The following is a 17897-nucleotide window of genomic DNA, read 5'->3' on the forward strand; positions in this document are numbered from 1 at the left end:
ACCGTCTGTAATCTGACCCGGTGGCTAACGTCGTGCCCTCAACCTCCCCGCAAGACGAACCGGACGCGCTCGGCTCTTCCGCAGAGAGCCGCAAGGCGAAGGACGAGAAGAAGAAGGGCTCCTTCTGGAAGGAGCTCCCCATTCTTCTCGTCACCGCGCTGGTGCTGACGTTCCTGATCCAGACCTTCCTGGCCAGGGTGTACGTCATCCCATCCCAATCGATGGAACGCACCCTGCACGGCTGCACGGGCTGTCAGAACGACCGCGTCCTGGTGGACAAGGTGACCTACCTGTTCACGGACCCCGGCCCCGGCGACGTGGTCGTCTTCCGCGGCCCGGATTCCTGGAGCCCCGAATTCGCCGGGGCCCGCTCGGGCAACCTCGTCGTCCGCTGGTTCCAGGACTTCGGGTCCGCCATCGGCATCGGCGCGCCCAACGAGCGCGACTTCGTCAAACGGATCATCGCCACTGGCGGCCAGACCGTCGAGTGCTGCGATGAGAACAACCGGGTGAAGGTCGACGGCAAGCCGCTCGACGAGCCCTACCTGTTCTACCAGCCCGGCATGGGCGAGCAGCAGCAGGAGTTCACCAAGATCACGGTCCCGGACGGCCACCTGTGGATGATGGGTGACAACCGGAACAATTCCTCGGACTCCCGCGCGGGCAACCACGGCGCGGTCCCGGTGGACAACGTGATCGGCAAGGCCAGGGTGATCGTGCTGCCGCCGACCCGTTGGCAGGGCATCGACGACCACAACCCGCAGAACGTCGCGCTGGGTGCCCCCGGCTGGCAGCAGGGCCTGCCGCCCGCGCTGGGCTTCGCCGCGGCTTTCCCGGTGCTGTGGGCCGGAAAACGGTTGCGGGTGCGCCTGGTTCGTCGTTGAGGGCGCACCGGGCCAGGCTGCTTTTCGGGTAGCGTGGCCTGGTGGTCGAACTGGGGCGGGACATCAGCGAACAGCCAAGCGGGCGCGGCGCCGGAGGACGGCGCCGCGCCCGTTCGACTGCGGGCTCCGCGGTCCGCGAGCTGGTGATCCTGGTCGTGATGGCGCTCGTGCTGACGTTCGTCGTGCAGACCTTCGTGGCCAGGGTCTACAAGATCCCCTCGGGTTCGATGGAGCAGACGCTGCACGGCTGCGAGGGCTGCGTCGGCGACCGCGTGCTGGTCGACAAGCTGACCTTCGACTTCACCGAGGTGGAGCCCGGCGAGGTCGTGGTGTTCCGCAGGCCCCCGTCCTGGGGCGGACCCGAGTCCGAACCCGATGTGTTCACCGGGTGGTGGCGTGACCTGCGTGGCGGCCTCGGCCTGGGCCCCCAAGACCTGGACACCCTGGTCAAGCGCGTCATCGCGGTCGGCGGTCAGACCGTGCAGTGCTGTGATCAGCAGAACAGGGTCCTGGTGGACGGCAAGCCGCTGGACGAGCCCTATGTGTACTACGTTCCCGGCACCGGCCCCACGGACAACACCAGGTTCGGCCCGGTGACCGTGCCCGAGGGCCACCTGTGGGTGATGGGCGACAGCCGGAACAACTCCGCGGACTCCCGCTTCGCAGGCCAGGGCCCCATCCCGGTGGACGCCGTGGTCGGCAAGGCCAGGATCGTGTTGTTCCCGTTCGACCGCTGGAAGGTTGTCGGCGACCACAACCCCCAGAGTTGAGCTCCGGTGCCTCCTTCAGGCGCGCGAAGCCACCGCTCTACCCTTGTCCGGTGAGTGTGCGGCAGGCCGGTAGAGCGATGGCGGAGAACTTGCACTGGCCGCCCAGGGCGGTGGTGCGGCGCACCGGGACGTGGGCGTTGCAAGGTGCACTGGACCGCCGCGGGCTGGGCCCGGTGGCGGGCGTGGACGAGGCGGGCCGAGGCCCCTGCGCGGGCCCCCTGGTGGTGGCGGCGTGCGTGCTGCGCCCCGGTGACGGCCAGCGCTTCGACGGCCTGACGGATTCCAAGCTGCTCACCGCCGCGGCCCGCGACCGCCTCTACGACCTCGTGCTGCGCCGCGCCGTGGCCCACTCGGTCGTGGTGATCCCCGCCGAGGAGATCGACGCCATCGGCATCCACGTGGCCAACCTGGAAGGCATGCGCAGGGCAGTCGCCCGCCTGGGTGTTCACCCCGGCTATGTCCTGACCGATGGTTTTCGAGTGCCCGGTCTCACCGCCCCCAACATGCCGGTTGTCAAGGGCGACCAGGTCGTGGCCTGCGTGTCCGCCGCGTCGATACTGGCGAAAGTCACCCGCGACCGGATCATGGCAGGCTTGCACGAGCAGTACCCGGTGTACGGCTTCGACGAGCACAAGGGCTACTGCACCCGCGAGCACACCCAGGCGTTGAACGAGCACGGCCCCTGCGTCGAACACAGGTGGACCTACATCAATGTGGTGACCGCCGCGGCCAGGCATCGGATGACTTCACCGCGGCGTGTCGTGTCCAAACCCGGGTTGTTCGATGGCCTCGGCGGCGGCGTGGTGAACAATGGTGGTTCCGACCCCGTCGAGTTGGGCGCGGAGGATGTCACCGAACTGCTCGTCACCCTCGACGAGCACACGACGGCGCAGGCCAGAAACTAGGAGGAGAACGAGCCCGATGAGCGCGGAGGATCTCGAGAAGTACGAGACCGAGATGGAGCTGCAGCTCTACAAGGAGTACCGCGACATCGTCGGCCAGTTCGCCTACGTCGTGGAGACCGAGCGTCGCTTCTATCTCTGCAACGGCGTCGACGTGCAGGTCCGCAACTCCGACGGCGAGGTCTACTTCGAGGTCCGCATGTCGGACGCGTGGGTGTGGGACATGTACCGTCCCGCCCGCTTCGTCAAGAACGTCCGGGTGATCACCTTCAAGGACGTCAACGTCGAGGAACTGGACAAACCCGACCTCCGCCTCCCCGAAGGCGGCCCCTTCGGCACCTAGCGTCGCGGTAGCTCTCGTTCTCTCCGATGGCCAGGCCTCCCGCCTGGCCATCGGCATTTCCGGCTCGTCGCGTTGTGACAGACGTGATGCCGTCGAACCCGCCTGACTAGTTGCCAGCGGCGACTGGGATGAGTCTTTCGCCCTGCTCCGCCGCGCCGCGTCTCAGCCCGGGCGTGCCCTACCTGCGGCGGCGCTCGGCATCTGGCACCGCATATCGATTCACGTCCAACCCGCGCCGTTCTACACCGACAGCGGGCACGAACTGCCGCGAGCAGATCCTTGTACCGCGGGGCTTCAAGTGAACTGACTGATCGCTTGCCAGCGGACCTTCGGGCCCCGGCTCCTGCGCCGAGTTCAACCAAGTCAGCCCATCCATCGATTTGGGCCACTACCACATTCGACCGCCACCCTTCGCCCGTGAACTCACTTTCCGGGCGTGTTATCCACAGCAGGCCCTCTTATCCACAGATCGCCCGATGCCGCTGGTCCAGACGGCCCAATCCCGGAAATGTTGATATCGACCGGCCGCACCCGGCGGCCATCACCGAGGGGAACCCGCCGTGGGCACATCGACTCTGCCATCGAGTCCAGGCCCCAGCCTGGACAACAGCTTCGAAGAGCCCCCGGCGGACCCCAAACAGCTCGGCCGCCGCGGCGAGGACCACGCCACCAGGTATCTCGAACGCCTCGGCTTGGTCGTGTTGTCCCGCAACTGGCGAACCAACGGCGGCGAACTGGACATTGTCGCCACAGACGGCAGGCAGCTGATCGTCTGCGAGGTCAAAACCCGCTCCGGCACCGGCTACGGCACCCCGCTCGAGGCCGTGACCCCATACCAGGCCCGTCGAATCCGACAACTCACCCTGGACTGGTTGCGCAACCACCGCGTCGGCTGGTGCCCGATTCGCCTTGACGTGATCGGCGTCCTCTGGCAACCCGGCACCCAACCCGTCATCACCCACTATCGGGGGGTGCTGTGATGGCGCTCGGCAGGACATGGTCGGTAGCCCTCTTCGGAGTCGATGGCGTCCCCGTCGAGATCGAGGCATCCGTCGGCCCCGGCCAAGCAGGCACCGAACTGGTCGGCTCCGCGGACTCCTCGCTCAGCGAAGCCAAGAACCGAGTCAAAGCGGCGGTTCGGAACTCCGGCAAGGACTGGCCCGGCGGCAGGGTCACTATCGGCCTTGCCCCTGCCATGCTGCCCAAGGGCGGCTCCGGCTACGACGTCGCCCTGGCACTCGCGGTACTGGCCGCCGCGGACAACGTCCCCACCGAATCGCTGCATGGACTGGTCCTACTCGGCGAACTGGCGCTCGACGGCCGGATCCGACCCATCCGAGGCGTGCTGCCCGCGGTTCTCGCCGCCCGAAAGGCCGGTTTCGACCGAGCCGTGGTTCCCCTGGCGGCCCTACCGGAGGCAGCGTTGGTCCGAGATATCCGCCTCTACGGCGCCCAACGCCTCGACGAGATCGTGCGCTGGCTGGCGGGCGAAGCCGAACTGGCCCAGCCCACCGAGCCGATGCCCATGCCCGTCATCGACGTGCCCGACCTCGGTGACGTCGTCGGACAACCCGAAGCGCGCTGGGCACTCGAGGTCGCCGCCGCAGGCGGCCACCATCTGATGCTGGGCGGACCCCCGGGAACAGGCAAGACCATGCTCGCCCAACGTCTGATCGGCTTGCTGCCTCAGCTCTCCCCGGAGGAGGCACTGGAGGTCACCGCGATCCACTCGACCGCGGGCACCCTGCAACGCGAATCCCCATTGATCTCCACCCCGCCATTCACTGCCCCGCACCACTCCATTTCCATGGCGGCTTTGATCGGGGGCGGTTCGGGCATGCCCAAACCCGGCGCGATCAGCGCCGCCCACCGCGGCGTGCTGTTCTTGGACGATGCCAGTGAAAGCAACCTCATCCCTCAGACAGCATTCTACCAGGGGAAACACCGGCCCGGTACCGCATCGCCGCAGGTCAGAGGGTCTGTCGCCGCCCCTGGTGGCTGGCGTGGTCGGAGACGAAAACGAGGGCCGAATTGAGCCCGGAACCTTCGCCGGTCATAGACAGACCTTCTACGCGCACCTCAGCGGCCGGAAAATAGGCGGCTACTTCCGCTGACCCTATCCCGGTGCGCGTTGTCGTCTCTTGAGCCGGACGAATTCACCCCTCCACCCGCACCCGGTCCGCCGCCAAAATCGACCCGGCCACAATCGCGACGAGTCCCAGCACGGTCGTAGGCGTGACCTCTTCCCCCAGCAACCACCAGCCCAGAAGCACTGTCACCCCAGGGGACAGGTAAAACACCAAGGTGGCCCGTACTGGTCCAGCACGGGCAATCAGGCCGTAGAAGAGTGTGAGTGTGAAGCCGGTAAACACGATGCCAAGCGCTACCAGGGCAACCACACTCTGCGTCGATGGCATCGTGTCCGGCAGCGTCAACAAACCCGGTATCAGCAGCACTGTGGTGGAGACCAGCATGGCGCTGGTGGAAATCCCCAGCGGCTCGGCGAAGGTCAGTTTCCGGTGGATAAGTAGCGCCCCCACGGCGTAGCAGATGGCAGCTCCAACCACGAGGCCGCCGCCCAGCAGTGCCTGGCTTCCGCCGCGAAGGTCAACGCCAAACAGCAGCACGAGGCCCGCGAAACCAACCAGCAGGCCAAGCACACCCTTGACGCCGTGCAGCCGTTCGGTGGGGTGGAACTTCAAAGCCAATAGCGCCACGAACAGAGGTTGTGCACCGATCAGGATGCCGGTCAGTCCAGATGAGAGCCACTGTTGCCCGAAGGTCAACAGCAACAGGGGTGCGGTCGACTGGATGAGCACCGTGATCAGGACCAGCCAGGGATGTTGCTTCAGCGGCGCCAATACGTTCCGCCGCAGGGCAAGCGGAAGAAGGACCGCTGCGGCCAGCACCACGCGACCCAGCACGACAACGGCGGGAGAAAACTCCTTCAAGGCCACCTCGATAACGAGGTACGCCCCACCCCAGAGCACAGAGAGCAGTAGAAGCCCGGCCCAGGTTGTGCGGTTCATATGGCAACGGCCAGGCGGTGATGGTGACGAAGCGGCACCAAACCAGCCTAGCCGCGAACTTCATCGGTCAAGGCACCCACAGCCGGAAGCCGTTGGTAGGGCACGAACATTGGCAGCAGTTCGTGCACCCGCCGTTGGTTGCGGCCCGACTGCGTGGCAACAGCCATCCGGTAAGCGTTACTGGCCGTGTGCGCTGCCTGTTCAGCATGTTTCTCTGCCAGTTGCGCTGATGCCAGGTCGATCAATGTGCCGGAACGTTCCCGTACGAAGTGCTCTGGCAGCAAGGAGACAGCCTCTTCCAGCATGGTGATGGCTGCTTTCGTGTCCCCGAGGCGAACCAGGCACCGTCCAGCCAACCGCGCCGCGTGGCAGTTGTCGTTAAAAAATCCCAGGTAGACAGGCACATCGGCGGCACTGACGGCATCGAACAACGCTTCGGCTTTTGCCAGTGACTGGATTCCGGCCGCCTTCTCTCCGGCCATGCCGTACGCCTCTCCAGTTGCTTCGAGCAACCATGAACGCACCGCCGGGTTCACGCTTGCGTCATCGGCCACGACGCAGGCGGCTTGCAGCAAACGCAACGCTTCCGGACCCCGACCCGCATGCAGGTGGATGTAACTCATGATGCCGAGCACGTAGGCATGAAGCCCCCGACTGCCACCTTCTTGGGCCGAGGACAACGCCAGCGAGCAGTACTGCCGTGCCGTCCCATAATCCTGGCTGTCGATGGCTAGCCACGCTGCCAGCTGCGCCACGTCGCCTAGGCCCAGGATGAAGCGTTGGAACAAGCCAGACGGCACGTGGTTGGCCATGGCCAAAAGCCGCTTGAGGTGATGCACCGTTTCGGCGTAGATCGACTGCGCGCCGGAGTGGTAGTCGATCTGGCGGTAAGTATTTGTCAGCATCTCGAACTGGTCCAACAGTGCGGGGTGCACTCGTTGGTATCCCCGGGGAGGGACTACTGATGGTGTTTCCAGTAGCGTCGGGAGTTTCCCGTCACTCGGTCGAGTGGCCAATAGTCCGCCATTAGTGGACGACGGCTCGTCCGAGAAAAGCTCAGCGAGTTCCTCCCGCGACACCTTGAGCAACTTCGCCAGCTTCGGCCAAAGATACGGCTGCGGTTTGCTCTTGCCCTGTTCCCACCGGGCCACGGTGCTCACGGCGTCGACCGGAAGGGCTGCCGCCAGCGATTCCTGCGTATGACCTGCGTTCTTCCGTGCCTCGATGAGTCGGACTCGTGCCACGGCCACCGGTTTGCCCCCTTGGACTCTTCGCGTCCATGCCGTTGCTGCTGGTCAAGCCTACCAATGCGTGGTTTGCGTACAAACCGCCCAGTAACACGCTCTGTCCTGGCGGTTAGGCCATTTGGGAAGGTCGCCACCAGGCACCCAGCCCAGGTCGGCCCTCCCCCCGAGGCCGCCCTGTGTCCCTCCGAGGTAGGTGGATTCCTGCCTGTGACACAGGGGATTGCTTCCCCCACGTTTTTAGCGATCCCTGGGCTGGGTCGCCGCCAACAAAAAATTCCGGCGCTCCCAGGGACGGCCCCATATGGCAAGCCTCGCAACCCATCCGCCAGAAAAACAAGTCCGCGACCTTCGGCCCGTTGTCTTCGGGTATGTGCGCATGGAACATCCGGACGAGGAATCGATAAAACTTTCTCGGTTGGAGATTGCCGCCTATTGCGTCGCCAAGGGGCTACGACTCATCACCACCTTCTGCGACCGTGGGTACTCCGACACCGACTTGGTGCGCTCCGGTTTTGCGGGTCTGCTCGATGTCCTTGTTGTTGACACCACGCACGGTGTCGTCATCCCTGATCTTGACCACCTGTCGAGGCTCGACGTCGCCCGTGAAGCCTTGCGTCGCAACATCGCCCGGACCGGGGCCGAACTGCTTGTAATGAGCGACGCGATCAAGGCGGCCTCGTGAACGACAACGACCGCCCCATCTACGAGGCCATCTTTGCCGTCAACTACAAGCTCGCAGCCCTACGGTTTGTCATGCAGGAAGAGCAACCCGTGTCGTCTGAGACGTGGTTGAAGACGGCCGCCGATCTTACGGACCTGGCCGAACTGATGCAGCAGCGGGCGAACAGTGCGGGTGACGTCATCGAGGGCACGGTCGCTCATGAACTGCCGCCCGCAACCAGCTAACACGCTGCTTCAAGCGCCGCCCGCGGAAGCCTCCCTTTTCCGCGGGCGGCGTCGTCATGGGTAAGCACAGTTTGCCGCCTCGGCTTGAGCATCCGCTTCACGCCTACGTCTTTGGTGGTGAAGCTGCCGCCGATGACGTTGCTCCCTCTGTCGTCACCGTGGCCGAGCTGGTAGAGCAAGCCATCCACGAAAGGCGACCCATCAGGTTGAACTGGCGGGAAGCCGACCGTGGCAACGACGGCTTGATGGTGCGGCAGCGGGTGGAGTGGCCGACGGGGGAGCTGGCGGTCATTGCCGAAGACGAAGCATTTAATGCTGACTCAGAAGACGGTAGATAAGCCGTACAAGGAGAAGTTTTTCTATGTCGCACACCACTGCATATCCCTTGCCGCTGCTTAATGCCGCAAACTACGGCACCGCAGACGGGGAATTGGTGTACCTCAGTTGCGCCCTGGCAGGTGGCGGAACGGTTGAGGGAGCGCTTCTTTGCATCGCGGACAGCATCACCATCGTCACCGATGGCGGTGATGAAGTCGACGGTATTCAGCCAGAGCAGGTGCTCGCGGCCACGGTGGTGGATATTAAGGACGAACCATGGGAGACGCCGCCGGTGGTGTTGCCGGGAATCCCAACCATCAGGCCCGAGGTCGTGGAAGCCACGTTCAGCAACCAAGTGTGTCGAGGATGCGGAGCGGCATCAGGGTGGCATGCCGCTGCTGGTGATACCGACTCTTCAGCCTGGGACGTGCAGCACGCCCAGGCTGGCTCCATGCATCGGAAGTTCTACGTCTACTCGCTCACGCGGCAGACGGCGCGGGTGATGTTGGCATGAGCCGGTAGGAAGACGCCCGCCGAAGCGGCCCTTATCCCAGATACGAGACTGTCCCCGTCAGGTTTGTCGGTGCCATCTGAGACGATCTTGGTCCAGATGGCACCGAGACAACCTTGGCGGGGACATTTTTGTGGCGGTTGACGATCTCGGTAGAACCCTGCGTCAAGTAGTACGGGAGCTGCCAACCAGCACCCTCGATAGCGCTACGGACATACTGCGCCTGGCCCGCAACCGGCTTGCTGACGTGGCCAAGGGAACGAAGGCCGACGAACTGTCGCAGGCCCTTGCCCGCTACGACGGCGTGCTTGGCCGTCTTGCTGAGCTTCATCAGGAACTCGCCAACGGCCGGAAAGCCATCGACACCTACCTTCGGAGTCTCGGCCTCGCAGGCGTCGATCTTCAGACGGCCTCGACAACGGAAGCATTAGGAACGAGTACGGCCAGCAGCCCGGCGACGGCAAAACCGACGACTTCACCATCGCCCGCGGCTTCCGCAGGAACCAGGTCGGCTACACCGCCGCCTCGGGCCTGGAAGACCATCGCCGAAGAACAGGGCGAAGTGCGCTCGTACCGGTCGTACTCGGCAGCGAAGCGGGCCATCGGTACCAGGCCAGGCGAGGAAATCCACCACCTCGTGGAGCAGTCCCAGGCCAAACCGCACCGTAGTGGGTTTGACATCGCCCGGATTAACACCACGGACAATATGGTGCGCCTTCCCACGGTGGTGCACCGGGAAATCAGTGCGCGGTACTCAGAAAAAGTCGAAGGCACGAACAGCACCCTGCGGGACGCACTGAACGGTGCTACCTGGCAGCGGCAGTACAATAGAGGGGTGCGGGAAGTTAACCGTGCCTGGAGAAAAGGAGCGTCGCAGCAGTGACCACTGACCCCGTTTCCACCGCCCGGGAAGCCTTCCGCGAAAACGTACAGGCCCGCTCAAGCATTCCCGCCGGACAGGACCCTGATGCCAAGCACTACAACTCTTACGTTGATGCCCTCAGTGCATTGGTCCAAGGTTGGGACGAACAAGGAACGACCAAAGATATTCTGCTCCCCCTCCTCCAGGACGAAGACCCCAATATCCGAGGTGCTGCCGCCAGTTATCTGCTGCGTCGTGGTGCCACCGACGAAGCCGTTGCCGTACTCGAAGAACTGGCTGACAACGATGAGTATGGGGCTGCTGCTTCGCGGGCGGATACGGCTTTGTTGGTGTGGGAGAAAGAACGGGATGGGTTGTCCTAAATTCTTCAACCTGCATGAAACGTCCCGCTCTCTGCGAGCCCTAAAAGGGCTCAAGCAGAAGAGCGGGACAGTTGGTTACTCAATCTTCTTGTTTGAGTAACCAGGCTTGCGGCCCCGAGTTCCTCGGGCCTTACGGACCACTTCGTCAGGCACTAGCTTGCGGAATTCCGCGTGAGTCATCACCACTTGGCGTTTCTTACGCCCCTTACCGACCTCCAATACGACGAGTTCCTCTGTATCCTGGAGCTTGTAGGTTTCACCGGCAAGGACATCCAGACATCGGGGTTCCTTGATCTTCGGATGTTTCCTGATGATCAGCGAGACGAATTCTTCATCACTAGCTTCTTTGCCGCTGAGGTCACAAACCGTCCGGCTAATGAATGACACAATTTCTCCCATAGGAAGAGTTGACGGTATCCATACAATTTATATTGAGACTGGATGATTCGTCAATGCTTACTGCGTTTGTGCAAACTGGCTACCTCAGGGCCGTTATGTCCCACATAAAACTATGGCGTCCCGCAGAATCGCGGAACGCCATAGTAATCCGAGTCCTTCTTTAGCTTGCTTTGGGCCTTGTCTCAGGCTGTTTTGATGCGTTACTTGGTGGTGTTCGCTCTAGAGTGTGGAAGATTCGACCGAGCAGGGTGGTCTGAATCCTCATTTGAGCTGTCTGTTGCCGTATTTGATTGTATATATCTTGCAGGGCAATCAGTACGGGGTCATTGTCCTGTCCGCTGAGGGCTTCTGTAAACTTTTCCCTAATCTCTTCTGCTTCGTTCCTGCTGGGTATGCTCATAGGGTTTTTCTCGAACATATCAGCAAGGGAGGCGAGCAGCTCATCGGTCAGATCATCGTTCGTTACCGATAGGTGAGACCTGGTGAGTATCGCGGCTAGAACGCTGATAGCTTTTCGCTCCCAGCGTCGTAGTGTTGCCTCGGATACACTTGGGAATCTGTTAGAAGCGATCAGGCGGGCACGACGTTCGGATAGTTTTGTGTTTTTACCGGTTTGCACATCTTCAATGCCGAGAGCGTTTCTTAGTGACTCCGAAAAGCGATCATCCGGCATTGAATCAAGTGTATCGACAATTGCTTCGTATACCTTGCGTGGCTCTGTCGTTCCAGTGACTTTGAACAGAGCATCACCGTTAAACTGGATGCGGGTCAGCGTTAACCCATCATCTTGTATGAGGGCAGCAAGGTTATCCGCGACCTTCGCTTGAAGCTTGTCGATGTCCGGCATGTTGGGCATGCCGTCTCCTCCTGCCTACGTGCGAACTCGCAGTCTAACACGTAGACACTCTCCGCAACCTTGTTGCTAGGTAAACGACTGTCAATGACATTGCAGTCATCTAGCAGTTAGATGCTAGTCTTCAGCGCGTAAGGTGTCCGACCGGTTACAACCTGTCGAACGCGAGGGCACGCCGAACACAGCAAGGAGCAGACACGATGGGTGAACTCGAACGCCTCTCCGCACGGGCGGAGGTGATGCCATTGATGCGTACCCACGGTGGGCTGGTGCAGTCGCCGCAGGGCAAACGTCTCCTGGCCAACCTGCGTCAGGAAGCTGCTGATGGCATCGTGGCGAAGGCCAAGATCGCTATCGCGGAGGAGATCACCAAGGACGCGATGGACAGCGTCGCAGGTGTCCATCACTACCGGCAGCAGGTCGCCGGGGATGACGCCGGACTTAATAGTCTCCTCGTACAGCTTCAGCTCAACCACGTCAACGTCCTGAGTCGTATCCAGCGCGGCAGCGCGTTCTAGGCGGAAACCGTGACCAAGAAGCTGCTGCGCAAGCTGACGGGCTTGTTTAAGAAGCCGCACAGGTCGCCAGCGCGGACCTGCATATCGAACGTGGTGCTGTTCCCGGCGGAGCGTGCATGCGACCCAGGGATTGCCACCACCTTGCTCGCGATGGACTCGGTAGTGAATCTGAACCACTACCGCAAGTCGTTGGCCGAGGGTGATCCGGCGCTGCTACAAGCCCTCGGGCAGATTCAAATCGCTCACGTCAACGAGGTGCATAACATCTGGCGTTCGTCGGGGGTGATCTAGTCCATGGACGACCTCGCGACGATGCTCGCCACCTTCTTCGGCGCACTCATCCTGTTTGCCGTGGTGGTGTCCGGCTTCGTGTGGTTCGTGATCAATTTCTGGTGGGTCTGCGTGCTCATCGGCATCGGCGTCGGGGCCTGGTTCATCTACCAGCATCCCGGCGTGAAGGCCAAGCGTGATCTACGGGCGATGGTCAAGCGGGGAGAACACGCCCGCGACGGCATCCACGAAGCGACCGTACGCACGAAGGCCGAAATGGACCGGATTGCACGGGAGTGGCGGAACCGGTGAGTCTTGCCAAATTCCGTGCCGGACTGGTGACCGCGATCCTCTTCGCGGTCACCATCCGCATCTTGTGGTGGGCGATCGAACCGTGGCTGCCGCTGCTGGTGTCCATCTTCGTGGTCGTGCTGGCCCTCGGGTTCGTCTACCACCGTTTGACCCGCTGGTAGACCCTTGAAGCGGCCTGTTTCTCGTGAGCGGAACGCGTCCTACGTGCCCACCCCCATCACCCTGGGGCTTGAAGTCACGGTGACGAATATTTCCGCTGGTCGAGGGACAGGCCGCTTCTTGTACGTGAAACGGATGACGTACATGACGTCCTCGAAGATCGACAAGTCCAAGCGTCTGCGCTTCGCCTTGACCTTCCCCTCGCGCTTGGAGGCCGTGCAGGTCAAGTCCTGGCTCACCAGCATCAGCGGCACGTTGCGCACGGTGCCCGCGTCCGGCTTCGGCACGCCGGTCCTCGTGATCGAGCTGCTGGCCACCGACCGACAGATCAGCTACCGCCTGGTGGTTCCCAAGCCGCACGCCGATCACCTCGTCAGCCAGCTGCGCAGCCTCATTCCTGGTATCCGGGTTGAGCCGGAAGTCGGGGAGCTGCCTCACCACGAATGGTTGGCGGCCGTCGAACTCGGACTGACCAACTCGACGCAGAGTCTTACGGTGACGTCACCGGAGGTCGTAACGGCGAGTGTGCTGGCCAGCGTGCAGGGCCTCAAGACCGGCCAGGCCGTCGTGATGCAGTGGGTTTTAGCGCCTGCACCCCGCGAGAAACCGCCGGTCACATCGAAGGGCGAGAGTGGCAGCAGTTGGTTGCCAGGCAAGCGCGATGCCGACGTCATCGGTGGCCAGCGCAGCAAATTGGCCGAGCCAAACCTGTACGGCCTGCTTCGTCTTGGCGCCGCTGCTGGAGACGACGACCAAGCTCACCAGCTGCTCTACCGCGTGCAAGCGTCGCTTGCGAGTACCCGCAACGCACAAACGCAGCTCCGCAAGAAGCTGCTGCTCCCGTCACGGTTGAAGCGGCGCATCAACGTGCGGAGTCCCGGCCTCTTCGGGGCTGGGAAGTTCTCGGTGAGTGAGTCCACGGCCTTGTTGGCGTGGCCGATCGGCTCGCCGCACGTGGCGGGATTGCCCGGCGGAATGAGTCGGCAATTACCGGCGACCGCGGCTGTGCCCTTGAAGGGGCGGATTATCGGGAGGTCGAACTTCCCAGGCGCCGAGCGGGTAGTTGCGCTCGACTACCGCGAAGCCGTGAAACATGTTCATGTTCTGGGGCCGACCGGGGTAGGAAAAACCACTTTGCTTGCCAATATGGCGGCGCAGGACCTAAGAAACGGTCACGGCGTGATCATCATGGAAAGTAAAGGCGACCTCTTTCACGCTGTGCTCGACCGCATCCCGCGGCGTCGGATTAACGACGTCATCGTGCTCGACACCGCCGACACCGACTTCCCGGTCGGCTTCAACATCCTGAACTCCGGCACCACCAGCTCGGCCGTGGACGAGTTGAGCGCGCTTGTCACCGGGATTTACGGCGACCACGGCGGCGTCTACGCTCCGATGCTGCTCTACTACGGCCTCCACGCCTTGGCCGCCACCCCTGGCAGCACCTTCATTGATCTCCCCGCATTGTTAACCCCGCAGGGACCGGAAGAAATCGCCTGGCGGGACCGAATCGTGCGCAGCGTGCCAAACCGCGATGTGCGGTTGTTCTGGCAGCGGTACTTAAGCGACAAGAACAAGGAACGCGACCGCATGGCCGCGCCGGTGCATAACCGGATTTGGCAGCTTGCTGTACGACCCGAGATTAGAAATATTATCGGGCAGTCCACGAGTAGCTTCACGTTCGAGGAAGTGCTCACGCAGAATAAAATCGTCCTCATTTCTCTGAACGGCACCCGCATCGGGGAACAGACCGCGAGCCTGACAGGCACGCTGCTGATCAATTCCTTGTGGTCGGCCGTGCGCACCGTCAAGGTGAAGAAGCCCAACTTCCTGTACTTGGACGAGTTCCAGGATTTCGTGAACTTGCCCGTCAACGCCGCCGACATGCTGGCTAAGATGCGCAGTTTCAACCTCGGCGCCGTGCTGGCACACCAAGATTTGGACCAGCTCACCAAGGTGCGCGGGCTGGAGCAGGCAGTTTTAGCCAACTGTCGGACAAAATGTGTCTTCCAAACAAGTGCGCGTGACGCCCGCACCATGCAACGGGAATTCGGCCGTCTGGTCGATGAAGAAGACTTTCTCAAGCTGGGCGCGTACGAGGCACTGGCGCGCTTGTCCACGGCCGACGGCGTGAGTTCCCCTATTTCGCTGGTGACTGATCCACCGTCGCGGACTGCGGGGGTCGCAAACGCCGTCAGAGCTGCGAGTCGCACGAAGTACGGCCGACCCGTTGCCGAGGTCGAGACCGAGATTGAAGCCCGCCGCCGTAGCGGCGGCAAAGGAAACAGGAAGCCGAAGTTCGGCCCGCAGCCCTGGGAGTGAGCATGTTTGGATTTCTCCACCGTGAGCGGGTGAACGCCGCGCTTGATGATCTGCGCCGCCTGCTTGAACAACAGAACCTCGAGATGACACGTGCGATGTCGGACATCCTGCTGGAGCTCGCCAAGGTAGAAGACCTCGCCGAGGAACGGCCTTCGGCGGATGTAGCTGCGGCCATCGATGCGACGTCCATCAACGCGAAGCACCAGCTGCGCGACGCCCGGTACGAACTCCAGGAGGCGCATCGCCTGCTTGAAGAACTCGGGCGCACCATCGCGGACACGCCCGCAAAGGATGAAGGCGACCAGTAGCGGTGTCCGCGCCCAGACAGGTGCCGCCGGTGAAGAAGCTGCCGGACCGCGACCACGCAGTGGTTGAACTGGTGGGCAAGTTCCGCCAACTCACCAGCAGCCATATCCGCGACGCGCTGTTTGCCGATGTCGCCTCGTCCACGCCGTGCGACCGCAGTTTGAAGCGGCTGGTCGAGGCCCGCTACCTCAGTCGCTTGCGGCGGTTAATCGGGGGTGACCACGGCGGCAGCAGCCAGTTCGTCTACCAGCTCGGGCGCCGGGGGTGGCAGCTGCTGGATAAACCGGGGGCTTACTGGGCACCGCGGGCAGTGAATCTGCATACCCTCGCTATAGCGGACTGCTTCCTGGCGTTGAAGCGGGTCGAACACGCGGGCCGCCACCGCGTCATCTCCTTCATCACGGAACCGGAGTGCCACCAGGCCGTGGGCTACACCTTGCTCACGCCAGACGCCTCGGTGGAACTGGGCCAGGTGGAAACCAGGACCAAGCAATGGTTGTGGCTGGAAGTCGACAGAGGCACCGAGCATCCAGCGACCATCAAGGAGAAGTGCCAGCGCTACGGGCAGGCGTACGAGATGTGGGACCAGGAGTACATCCCAACCGTGTTGTTCGTGGTGCCGGATGAACGGAGGAAGGTTGTCATCCAGCGGGTGATCGACTCGTGCGGGGTTGAGCCGACCAGCATGTTCGTGGTTGCCAGCTACGCGGAACTTGGCGACGTCGTTGAGGGACTGTGAGGCGAAGAGAGCGTGGTTGTGGTGCGGCCAGCTCGGGGAGTTGGCCGCACCACGTCTCTACCGAGGGATGAACTGTGCCGCGATGTCGAGCTTGATCTGCTGGCACTCTGGAGCATCATCAGCAAGCCATGCCGTCACCCGTGCCAAGTCCGTACCGTTGACGAACGGCACCGCCACGCTGTTTTTCCCGACCTGTCCAGGCTCGTTTGGAGCATCCATGACGACAGGCGATGCACCTGGCAGATCGGCGGCCTGCTCAGCGACAGCTTCAACGTTGACGTGCGCGTTTTCGCAGCCAGGGCCGTGCGCCGAGGCTTCCAAGTCCGCTTGGAACCCGGTGACATCTGTGCTGCCGGTCGACCGGAGAAGTATCGTGACCTTGCGCTGGTTCGGGTTCGTCGTCGACATGTCGAAGCCCAAATGACGGGCACCCTCCTGCGCGTTGTCGTCTGAAGCCGGGGGGGTACCGCTGACCTGGTGGACGCCGGGGGCCTTCGTGCTACTCACGGCCCGCGAAGTCGATGACGACGGAGCCGCCTGAACTGCGGGTGCAGTGTCATCCATGAAGAGCAGTCGGACAGTGCCGAGGACAAGTCCCACAGCAAGCACAAGCCAGCCGAACGCAAATGCCTTTGTACTTCGCTTCGACTTCTCCTTCTTCCACTCAAGGTGGAGATGGTTGGCTCCGTAGCAGAGCGCAAGGATGGCTAGGAAACCAACAACGCCAGCCTTGTCAGTTATCGCGGCCGTGTCCGCAAGCCTCCCAATAATTAGCCAGGTGACGGTAGCTTCTGACGAAGCAGCTACTGCCGCTTTGAAAGCAGTAGTTCTATGCGCCATCCACGAGCGCGCTCGTAGAACCCCGCTCTTGATATCGAGCATCCAGACCCCTCCGACGAATGTTGGTAGCTCGTCGCCCGGCACGGTACCTGTAAACGCGGAAATTCTGAAAACTAAAACTCATAGGACTACCCATGTGGAGTAATGCCCCGCGCATCGATTGGAAGCGCGGGGCGACGAAGAGGGGCTATTCCTGAGTGGTTGTGGTGACGTCCTCCTTGGGTACGGCATCGAAGAGAACCCAGTCGCCGATTCTCGCCACAACCAAGAACGCACACACAAGCGTCACCGTGACGCTTGCATCAAGGACAACATCGTTGGCGATCGAAGTCTTTGCCGCTGCCTGCAAAATTGCAGTTCCAAGCGCTATCACGCCGACGGGTGTCGCAACTTCTCCGCACTTCTCAATCACAGTACGAAGGAGTCCTTTCTTGCGACTCATCCAACCCCCTTCTCTTCAAACCCACAGAGCAAATACCCCGTGGAGCTACCGCCTCCCGGTAGCCAGTCCCTCCACCATCCCGATGTGTGTTTGCTGGAGGAGCTGGCTGCCGGGAAGCAGCCGGAAGGACGACTATTTGCCCACGAGGCGGACCAAGCGGTCTTGTTCATCGTAATTCTGGAAGTTTCGCACCAGCGTGTAACTCCCATCTTCGTGCGGCAGCTGCGTGTCCTCGAAAGTGACGAATTCTTCGCCATTTGGGTCATGCCATACCACCGCGAATGCTGGCCGGGGTGTGTCGCCGGAGAAGCGGCCCAATTCGACCCGCCGCATCTGGTTGGCCGGAACGGTGAACCATTCACCGAGGTCGACATCCGTAAGTAGTGTTAATGTGTGGTTGGTGTGGGGAGTGTGCGTGTTCATACCGCAGTACCTCGTTTAGTGGTTAGTAGTAGATAGGTTGCATCTACTGTCACCCTCACAACCAACGAGACAACCACGCCAAGCCCTGAGAGAAACAAAAGCCACAACCATCCGCCAGCCCCAAACTTAAATAAAGCGGGGGGGGGGGGGGGGGGGGGG

At 62.2% G+C, this 17897-nt stretch carries 25 protein-coding genes and 1 pseudogene; 19 read left to right on the forward strand and 7 right to left on the reverse strand.

Features of this window, described 5'->3' with window-relative positions:
- The first annotated feature begins 20 nt into the window (after positions 1-20).
- The 6 genes and pseudogenes from lepB (ACU6XJ_RS18130) to ACU6XJ_RS18155 form a co-directional block, all read left to right on the forward strand.
- Entirely contained in the window at positions 21-884 is an 864-nt protein-coding gene (gene lepB, locus ACU6XJ_RS18130) for a signal peptidase I (RefSeq protein WP_476312778.1), read from the forward strand.
- A 41-nt stretch (positions 885-925) separates the two neighbouring features.
- Positions 926-1654 carry a signal peptidase I gene (gene lepB / locus ACU6XJ_RS18135; protein WP_476312781.1) on the forward strand — a complete coding sequence of 243 codons (729 nt, stop codon included), beginning with the start codon at positions 926-928 and terminating at the stop codon, positions 1652-1654.
- A 77-nt stretch (positions 1655-1731) separates the two neighbouring features.
- The gene (locus ACU6XJ_RS18140; protein ID WP_476314086.1) at positions 1732-2559 is read left to right on the forward strand and encodes a ribonuclease HII; all 828 of its coding nucleotides are present in this window, start codon (positions 1732-1734) and stop codon (positions 2557-2559) included.
- Between the two features lie 16 nt (positions 2560-2575).
- Complete coding sequence (locus tag ACU6XJ_RS18145; RefSeq protein WP_476312784.1) at positions 2576-2899, forward strand: DUF2469 domain-containing protein; 324 nt, start codon at positions 2576-2578, stop codon at positions 2897-2899.
- 560 nt (positions 2900-3459) lie between these two features.
- Entirely contained in the window at positions 3460-3879 is a 420-nt protein-coding gene (locus ACU6XJ_RS18150) for a YraN family protein (protein WP_476312786.1), read from the forward strand.
- Positions 3879-4802: pseudogene (locus ACU6XJ_RS18155) on the forward strand (YifB family Mg chelatase-like AAA ATPase); the annotation flags it as partial. The gene ACU6XJ_RS18150 and the pseudogene ACU6XJ_RS18155, both read left to right, overlap by 1 nt.
- Before the next feature lie 253 nt (positions 4803-5055).
- Here ACU6XJ_RS18155 and ACU6XJ_RS18160 read toward each other — a convergent pair.
- Both ACU6XJ_RS18160 and ACU6XJ_RS18165 read right to left on the reverse strand, forming a co-directional pair.
- Positions 5056-5928 carry a DMT family transporter gene (locus ACU6XJ_RS18160; protein WP_476312788.1) on the reverse strand — a complete coding sequence of 291 codons (873 nt, stop codon included), beginning with the start codon at positions 5926-5928 and terminating at the stop codon, positions 5056-5058.
- 47 nt (positions 5929-5975) lie between these two features.
- Entirely contained in the window at positions 5976-7178 is a 1203-nt protein-coding gene (locus tag ACU6XJ_RS18165) for a helix-turn-helix domain-containing protein (RefSeq protein WP_476312791.1), read from the reverse strand.
- Positions 7179-7476: 298 nt separating this feature from the next.
- On the opposite strand from ACU6XJ_RS18165, the gene ACU6XJ_RS18170 reads away from it, so the two are divergent.
- The 6 genes from ACU6XJ_RS18170 to ACU6XJ_RS18195 all read left to right on the forward strand — a co-directional run bounded on the left by ACU6XJ_RS18170 (position 7477) and on the right by ACU6XJ_RS18195 (position 10155).
- On the forward strand, positions 7477-7857 hold the full coding sequence (locus ACU6XJ_RS18170) for a recombinase family protein (protein WP_476312793.1): 381 nt from the start codon (positions 7477-7479) through the stop codon (positions 7855-7857).
- Positions 7854-8081 (forward strand): hypothetical protein, encoded by a 228-nt coding sequence (locus ACU6XJ_RS18175; protein WP_476312795.1) that lies wholly within the window; start codon positions 7854-7856, stop codon positions 8079-8081. The genes ACU6XJ_RS18170 and ACU6XJ_RS18175 overlap by 4 nt, the downstream gene beginning before the upstream one ends.
- A gap of 56 nt (positions 8082-8137) precedes the next feature.
- Positions 8138-8419 (forward strand): hypothetical protein, encoded by a 282-nt coding sequence (locus ACU6XJ_RS18180; protein ID WP_476312797.1) that lies wholly within the window; start codon positions 8138-8140, stop codon positions 8417-8419.
- A gap of 23 nt (positions 8420-8442) precedes the next feature.
- Positions 8443-8913, forward strand: coding sequence for a hypothetical protein (locus ACU6XJ_RS18185; protein WP_476312800.1), 471 nt, complete (start codon positions 8443-8445; stop codon positions 8911-8913).
- 130 nt (positions 8914-9043) lie between these two features.
- Positions 9044-9793, forward strand: a complete 750-nt coding sequence (locus ACU6XJ_RS18190) for a hypothetical protein (RefSeq protein ID WP_476312802.1) — start codon at positions 9044-9046, stop codon at positions 9791-9793.
- Positions 9790-10155 (forward strand): HEAT repeat domain-containing protein, encoded by a 366-nt coding sequence (locus tag ACU6XJ_RS18195; protein WP_476312804.1) that lies wholly within the window; start codon positions 9790-9792, stop codon positions 10153-10155. The genes ACU6XJ_RS18190 and ACU6XJ_RS18195 overlap by 4 nt, the downstream gene beginning before the upstream one ends.
- A 75-nt stretch (positions 10156-10230) precedes the next feature.
- On the opposite strand, the gene ACU6XJ_RS18200 is transcribed toward ACU6XJ_RS18195, so the two are convergent.
- Together ACU6XJ_RS18200 and ACU6XJ_RS18205 are read right to left on the reverse strand one after the other, a co-directional pair.
- The gene (locus ACU6XJ_RS18200; protein ID WP_476312806.1) at positions 10231-10554 is read right to left on the reverse strand and encodes a hypothetical protein; all 324 of its coding nucleotides are present in this window, start codon (positions 10552-10554) and stop codon (positions 10231-10233) included.
- 160 nt (positions 10555-10714) lie between these two features.
- Entirely contained in the window at positions 10715-11410 is a 696-nt protein-coding gene (locus ACU6XJ_RS18205) for a hypothetical protein (RefSeq protein WP_476312809.1), read from the reverse strand.
- A 197-nt stretch (positions 11411-11607) separates the two neighbouring features.
- Here ACU6XJ_RS18205 and ACU6XJ_RS18210 point away from each other — a divergent pair, with 197 nt between their 5' ends.
- Genes ACU6XJ_RS18210 through ACU6XJ_RS18240 form a run of 7 tightly spaced genes read left to right on the forward strand, consistent with a single transcriptional unit; the run spans position 11608 to position 16033 of the window.
- Positions 11608-11925 carry a hypothetical protein gene (locus ACU6XJ_RS18210; protein WP_476312812.1) on the forward strand — a complete coding sequence of 106 codons (318 nt, stop codon included), beginning with the start codon at positions 11608-11610 and terminating at the stop codon, positions 11923-11925.
- Positions 11926-11934: 9 nt separating this feature from the next.
- Positions 11935-12216 (forward strand): hypothetical protein, encoded by a 282-nt coding sequence (locus ACU6XJ_RS18215; RefSeq protein WP_476312814.1) that lies wholly within the window; start codon positions 11935-11937, stop codon positions 12214-12216.
- Positions 12217-12219: 3 nt separating this feature from the next.
- Positions 12220-12507: a hypothetical protein gene (locus tag ACU6XJ_RS18220; RefSeq protein ID WP_476312817.1), complete on the forward strand. Its 288-nt coding sequence runs from the start codon at positions 12220-12222 to the stop codon at positions 12505-12507.
- Positions 12504-12668, forward strand: a complete 165-nt coding sequence (locus tag ACU6XJ_RS18225; RefSeq protein WP_476312819.1) for a hypothetical protein — start codon at positions 12504-12506, stop codon at positions 12666-12668. The genes ACU6XJ_RS18220 and ACU6XJ_RS18225 overlap by 4 nt, the downstream gene beginning before the upstream one ends.
- Positions 12669-12711: 43 nt before the next feature.
- Positions 12712-14988 (forward strand): type IV secretory system conjugative DNA transfer family protein, encoded by a 2277-nt coding sequence (locus tag ACU6XJ_RS18230; RefSeq protein WP_476312822.1) that lies wholly within the window; start codon positions 12712-12714, stop codon positions 14986-14988.
- A 29-nt stretch (positions 14989-15017) separates the two neighbouring features.
- A complete protein-coding gene (locus ACU6XJ_RS18235; protein ID WP_476312825.1) occupies positions 15018-15296 on the forward strand; it encodes a hypothetical protein in 279 nt (92 codons plus the stop codon).
- Between the two features lie 29 nt (positions 15297-15325).
- On the forward strand, positions 15326-16033 hold the full coding sequence (locus ACU6XJ_RS18240; protein ID WP_476312827.1) for a replication-relaxation family protein: 708 nt from the start codon (positions 15326-15328) through the stop codon (positions 16031-16033).
- A 57-nt stretch (positions 16034-16090) separates the two neighbouring features.
- On the opposite strand, the gene ACU6XJ_RS18245 is transcribed toward ACU6XJ_RS18240, so the two are convergent.
- From ACU6XJ_RS18245 to ACU6XJ_RS18255, 3 genes are all read right to left on the reverse strand, one after another.
- The gene (locus tag ACU6XJ_RS18245; protein WP_476312830.1) at positions 16091-16915 is read right to left on the reverse strand and encodes a hypothetical protein; all 825 of its coding nucleotides are present in this window, start codon (positions 16913-16915) and stop codon (positions 16091-16093) included.
- A 145-nt stretch (positions 16916-17060) separates the two neighbouring features.
- Positions 17061-17315 (reverse strand): hypothetical protein, encoded by a 255-nt coding sequence (locus ACU6XJ_RS18250; RefSeq protein WP_476312832.1) that lies wholly within the window; start codon positions 17313-17315, stop codon positions 17061-17063.
- A gap of 132 nt (positions 17316-17447) precedes the next feature.
- The gene (locus tag ACU6XJ_RS18255; RefSeq protein WP_476312834.1) at positions 17448-17738 is read right to left on the reverse strand and encodes a hypothetical protein; all 291 of its coding nucleotides are present in this window, start codon (positions 17736-17738) and stop codon (positions 17448-17450) included.
- Positions 17739-17897 lie beyond the last annotated feature (159 nt).

Source organism: Actinorectispora metalli, assembly GCF_056323685.1.

Coding starts and splice junctions, on each gene's coding strand:
- ACU6XJ_RS18140 (WP_476314086.1), top strand. CDS start 1,732: ATGGCGGAGAACTTGCACTGGCCGCCCAGGGCGGTGGTGCGGCGCACC.
- ACU6XJ_RS18145 (WP_476312784.1), top strand. CDS start 2,576: ATGAGCGCGGAGGATCTCGAGAAGTACGAGACCGAGATGGAGCTGCAG.
- ACU6XJ_RS18160 (WP_476312788.1), bottom strand. CDS start 5,928: ATGAACCGCACAACCTGGGCCGGGCTTCTACTGCTCTCTGTGCTCTGG.
- ACU6XJ_RS18170 (WP_476312793.1), top strand. CDS start 7,477: ATGGCAAGCCTCGCAACCCATCCGCCAGAAAAACAAGTCCGCGACCTT.
- ACU6XJ_RS18180 (WP_476312797.1), top strand. CDS start 8,138: ATGGGTAAGCACAGTTTGCCGCCTCGGCTTGAGCATCCGCTTCACGCC.
- ACU6XJ_RS18185 (WP_476312800.1), top strand. CDS start 8,443: ATGTCGCACACCACTGCATATCCCTTGCCGCTGCTTAATGCCGCAAAC.
- ACU6XJ_RS18200 (WP_476312806.1), bottom strand. CDS start 10,554: ATGGGAGAAATTGTGTCATTCATTAGCCGGACGGTTTGTGACCTCAGC.
- ACU6XJ_RS18205 (WP_476312809.1), bottom strand. CDS start 11,410: ATGCCCAACATGCCGGACATCGACAAGCTTCAAGCGAAGGTCGCGGAT.
- ACU6XJ_RS18210 (WP_476312812.1), top strand. CDS start 11,608: ATGGGTGAACTCGAACGCCTCTCCGCACGGGCGGAGGTGATGCCATTG.
- ACU6XJ_RS18220 (WP_476312817.1), top strand. CDS start 12,220: ATGGACGACCTCGCGACGATGCTCGCCACCTTCTTCGGCGCACTCATC.
- ACU6XJ_RS18245 (WP_476312830.1), bottom strand. CDS start 16,915: ATGCTCGATATCAAGAGCGGGGTTCTACGAGCGCGCTCGTGGATGGCG.
- ACU6XJ_RS18250 (WP_476312832.1), bottom strand. CDS start 17,315: ATGAGTCGCAAGAAAGGACTCCTTCGTACTGTGATTGAGAAGTGCGGA.
- ACU6XJ_RS18255 (WP_476312834.1), bottom strand. CDS start 17,738: ATGAACACGCACACTCCCCACACCAACCACACATTAACACTACTTACG.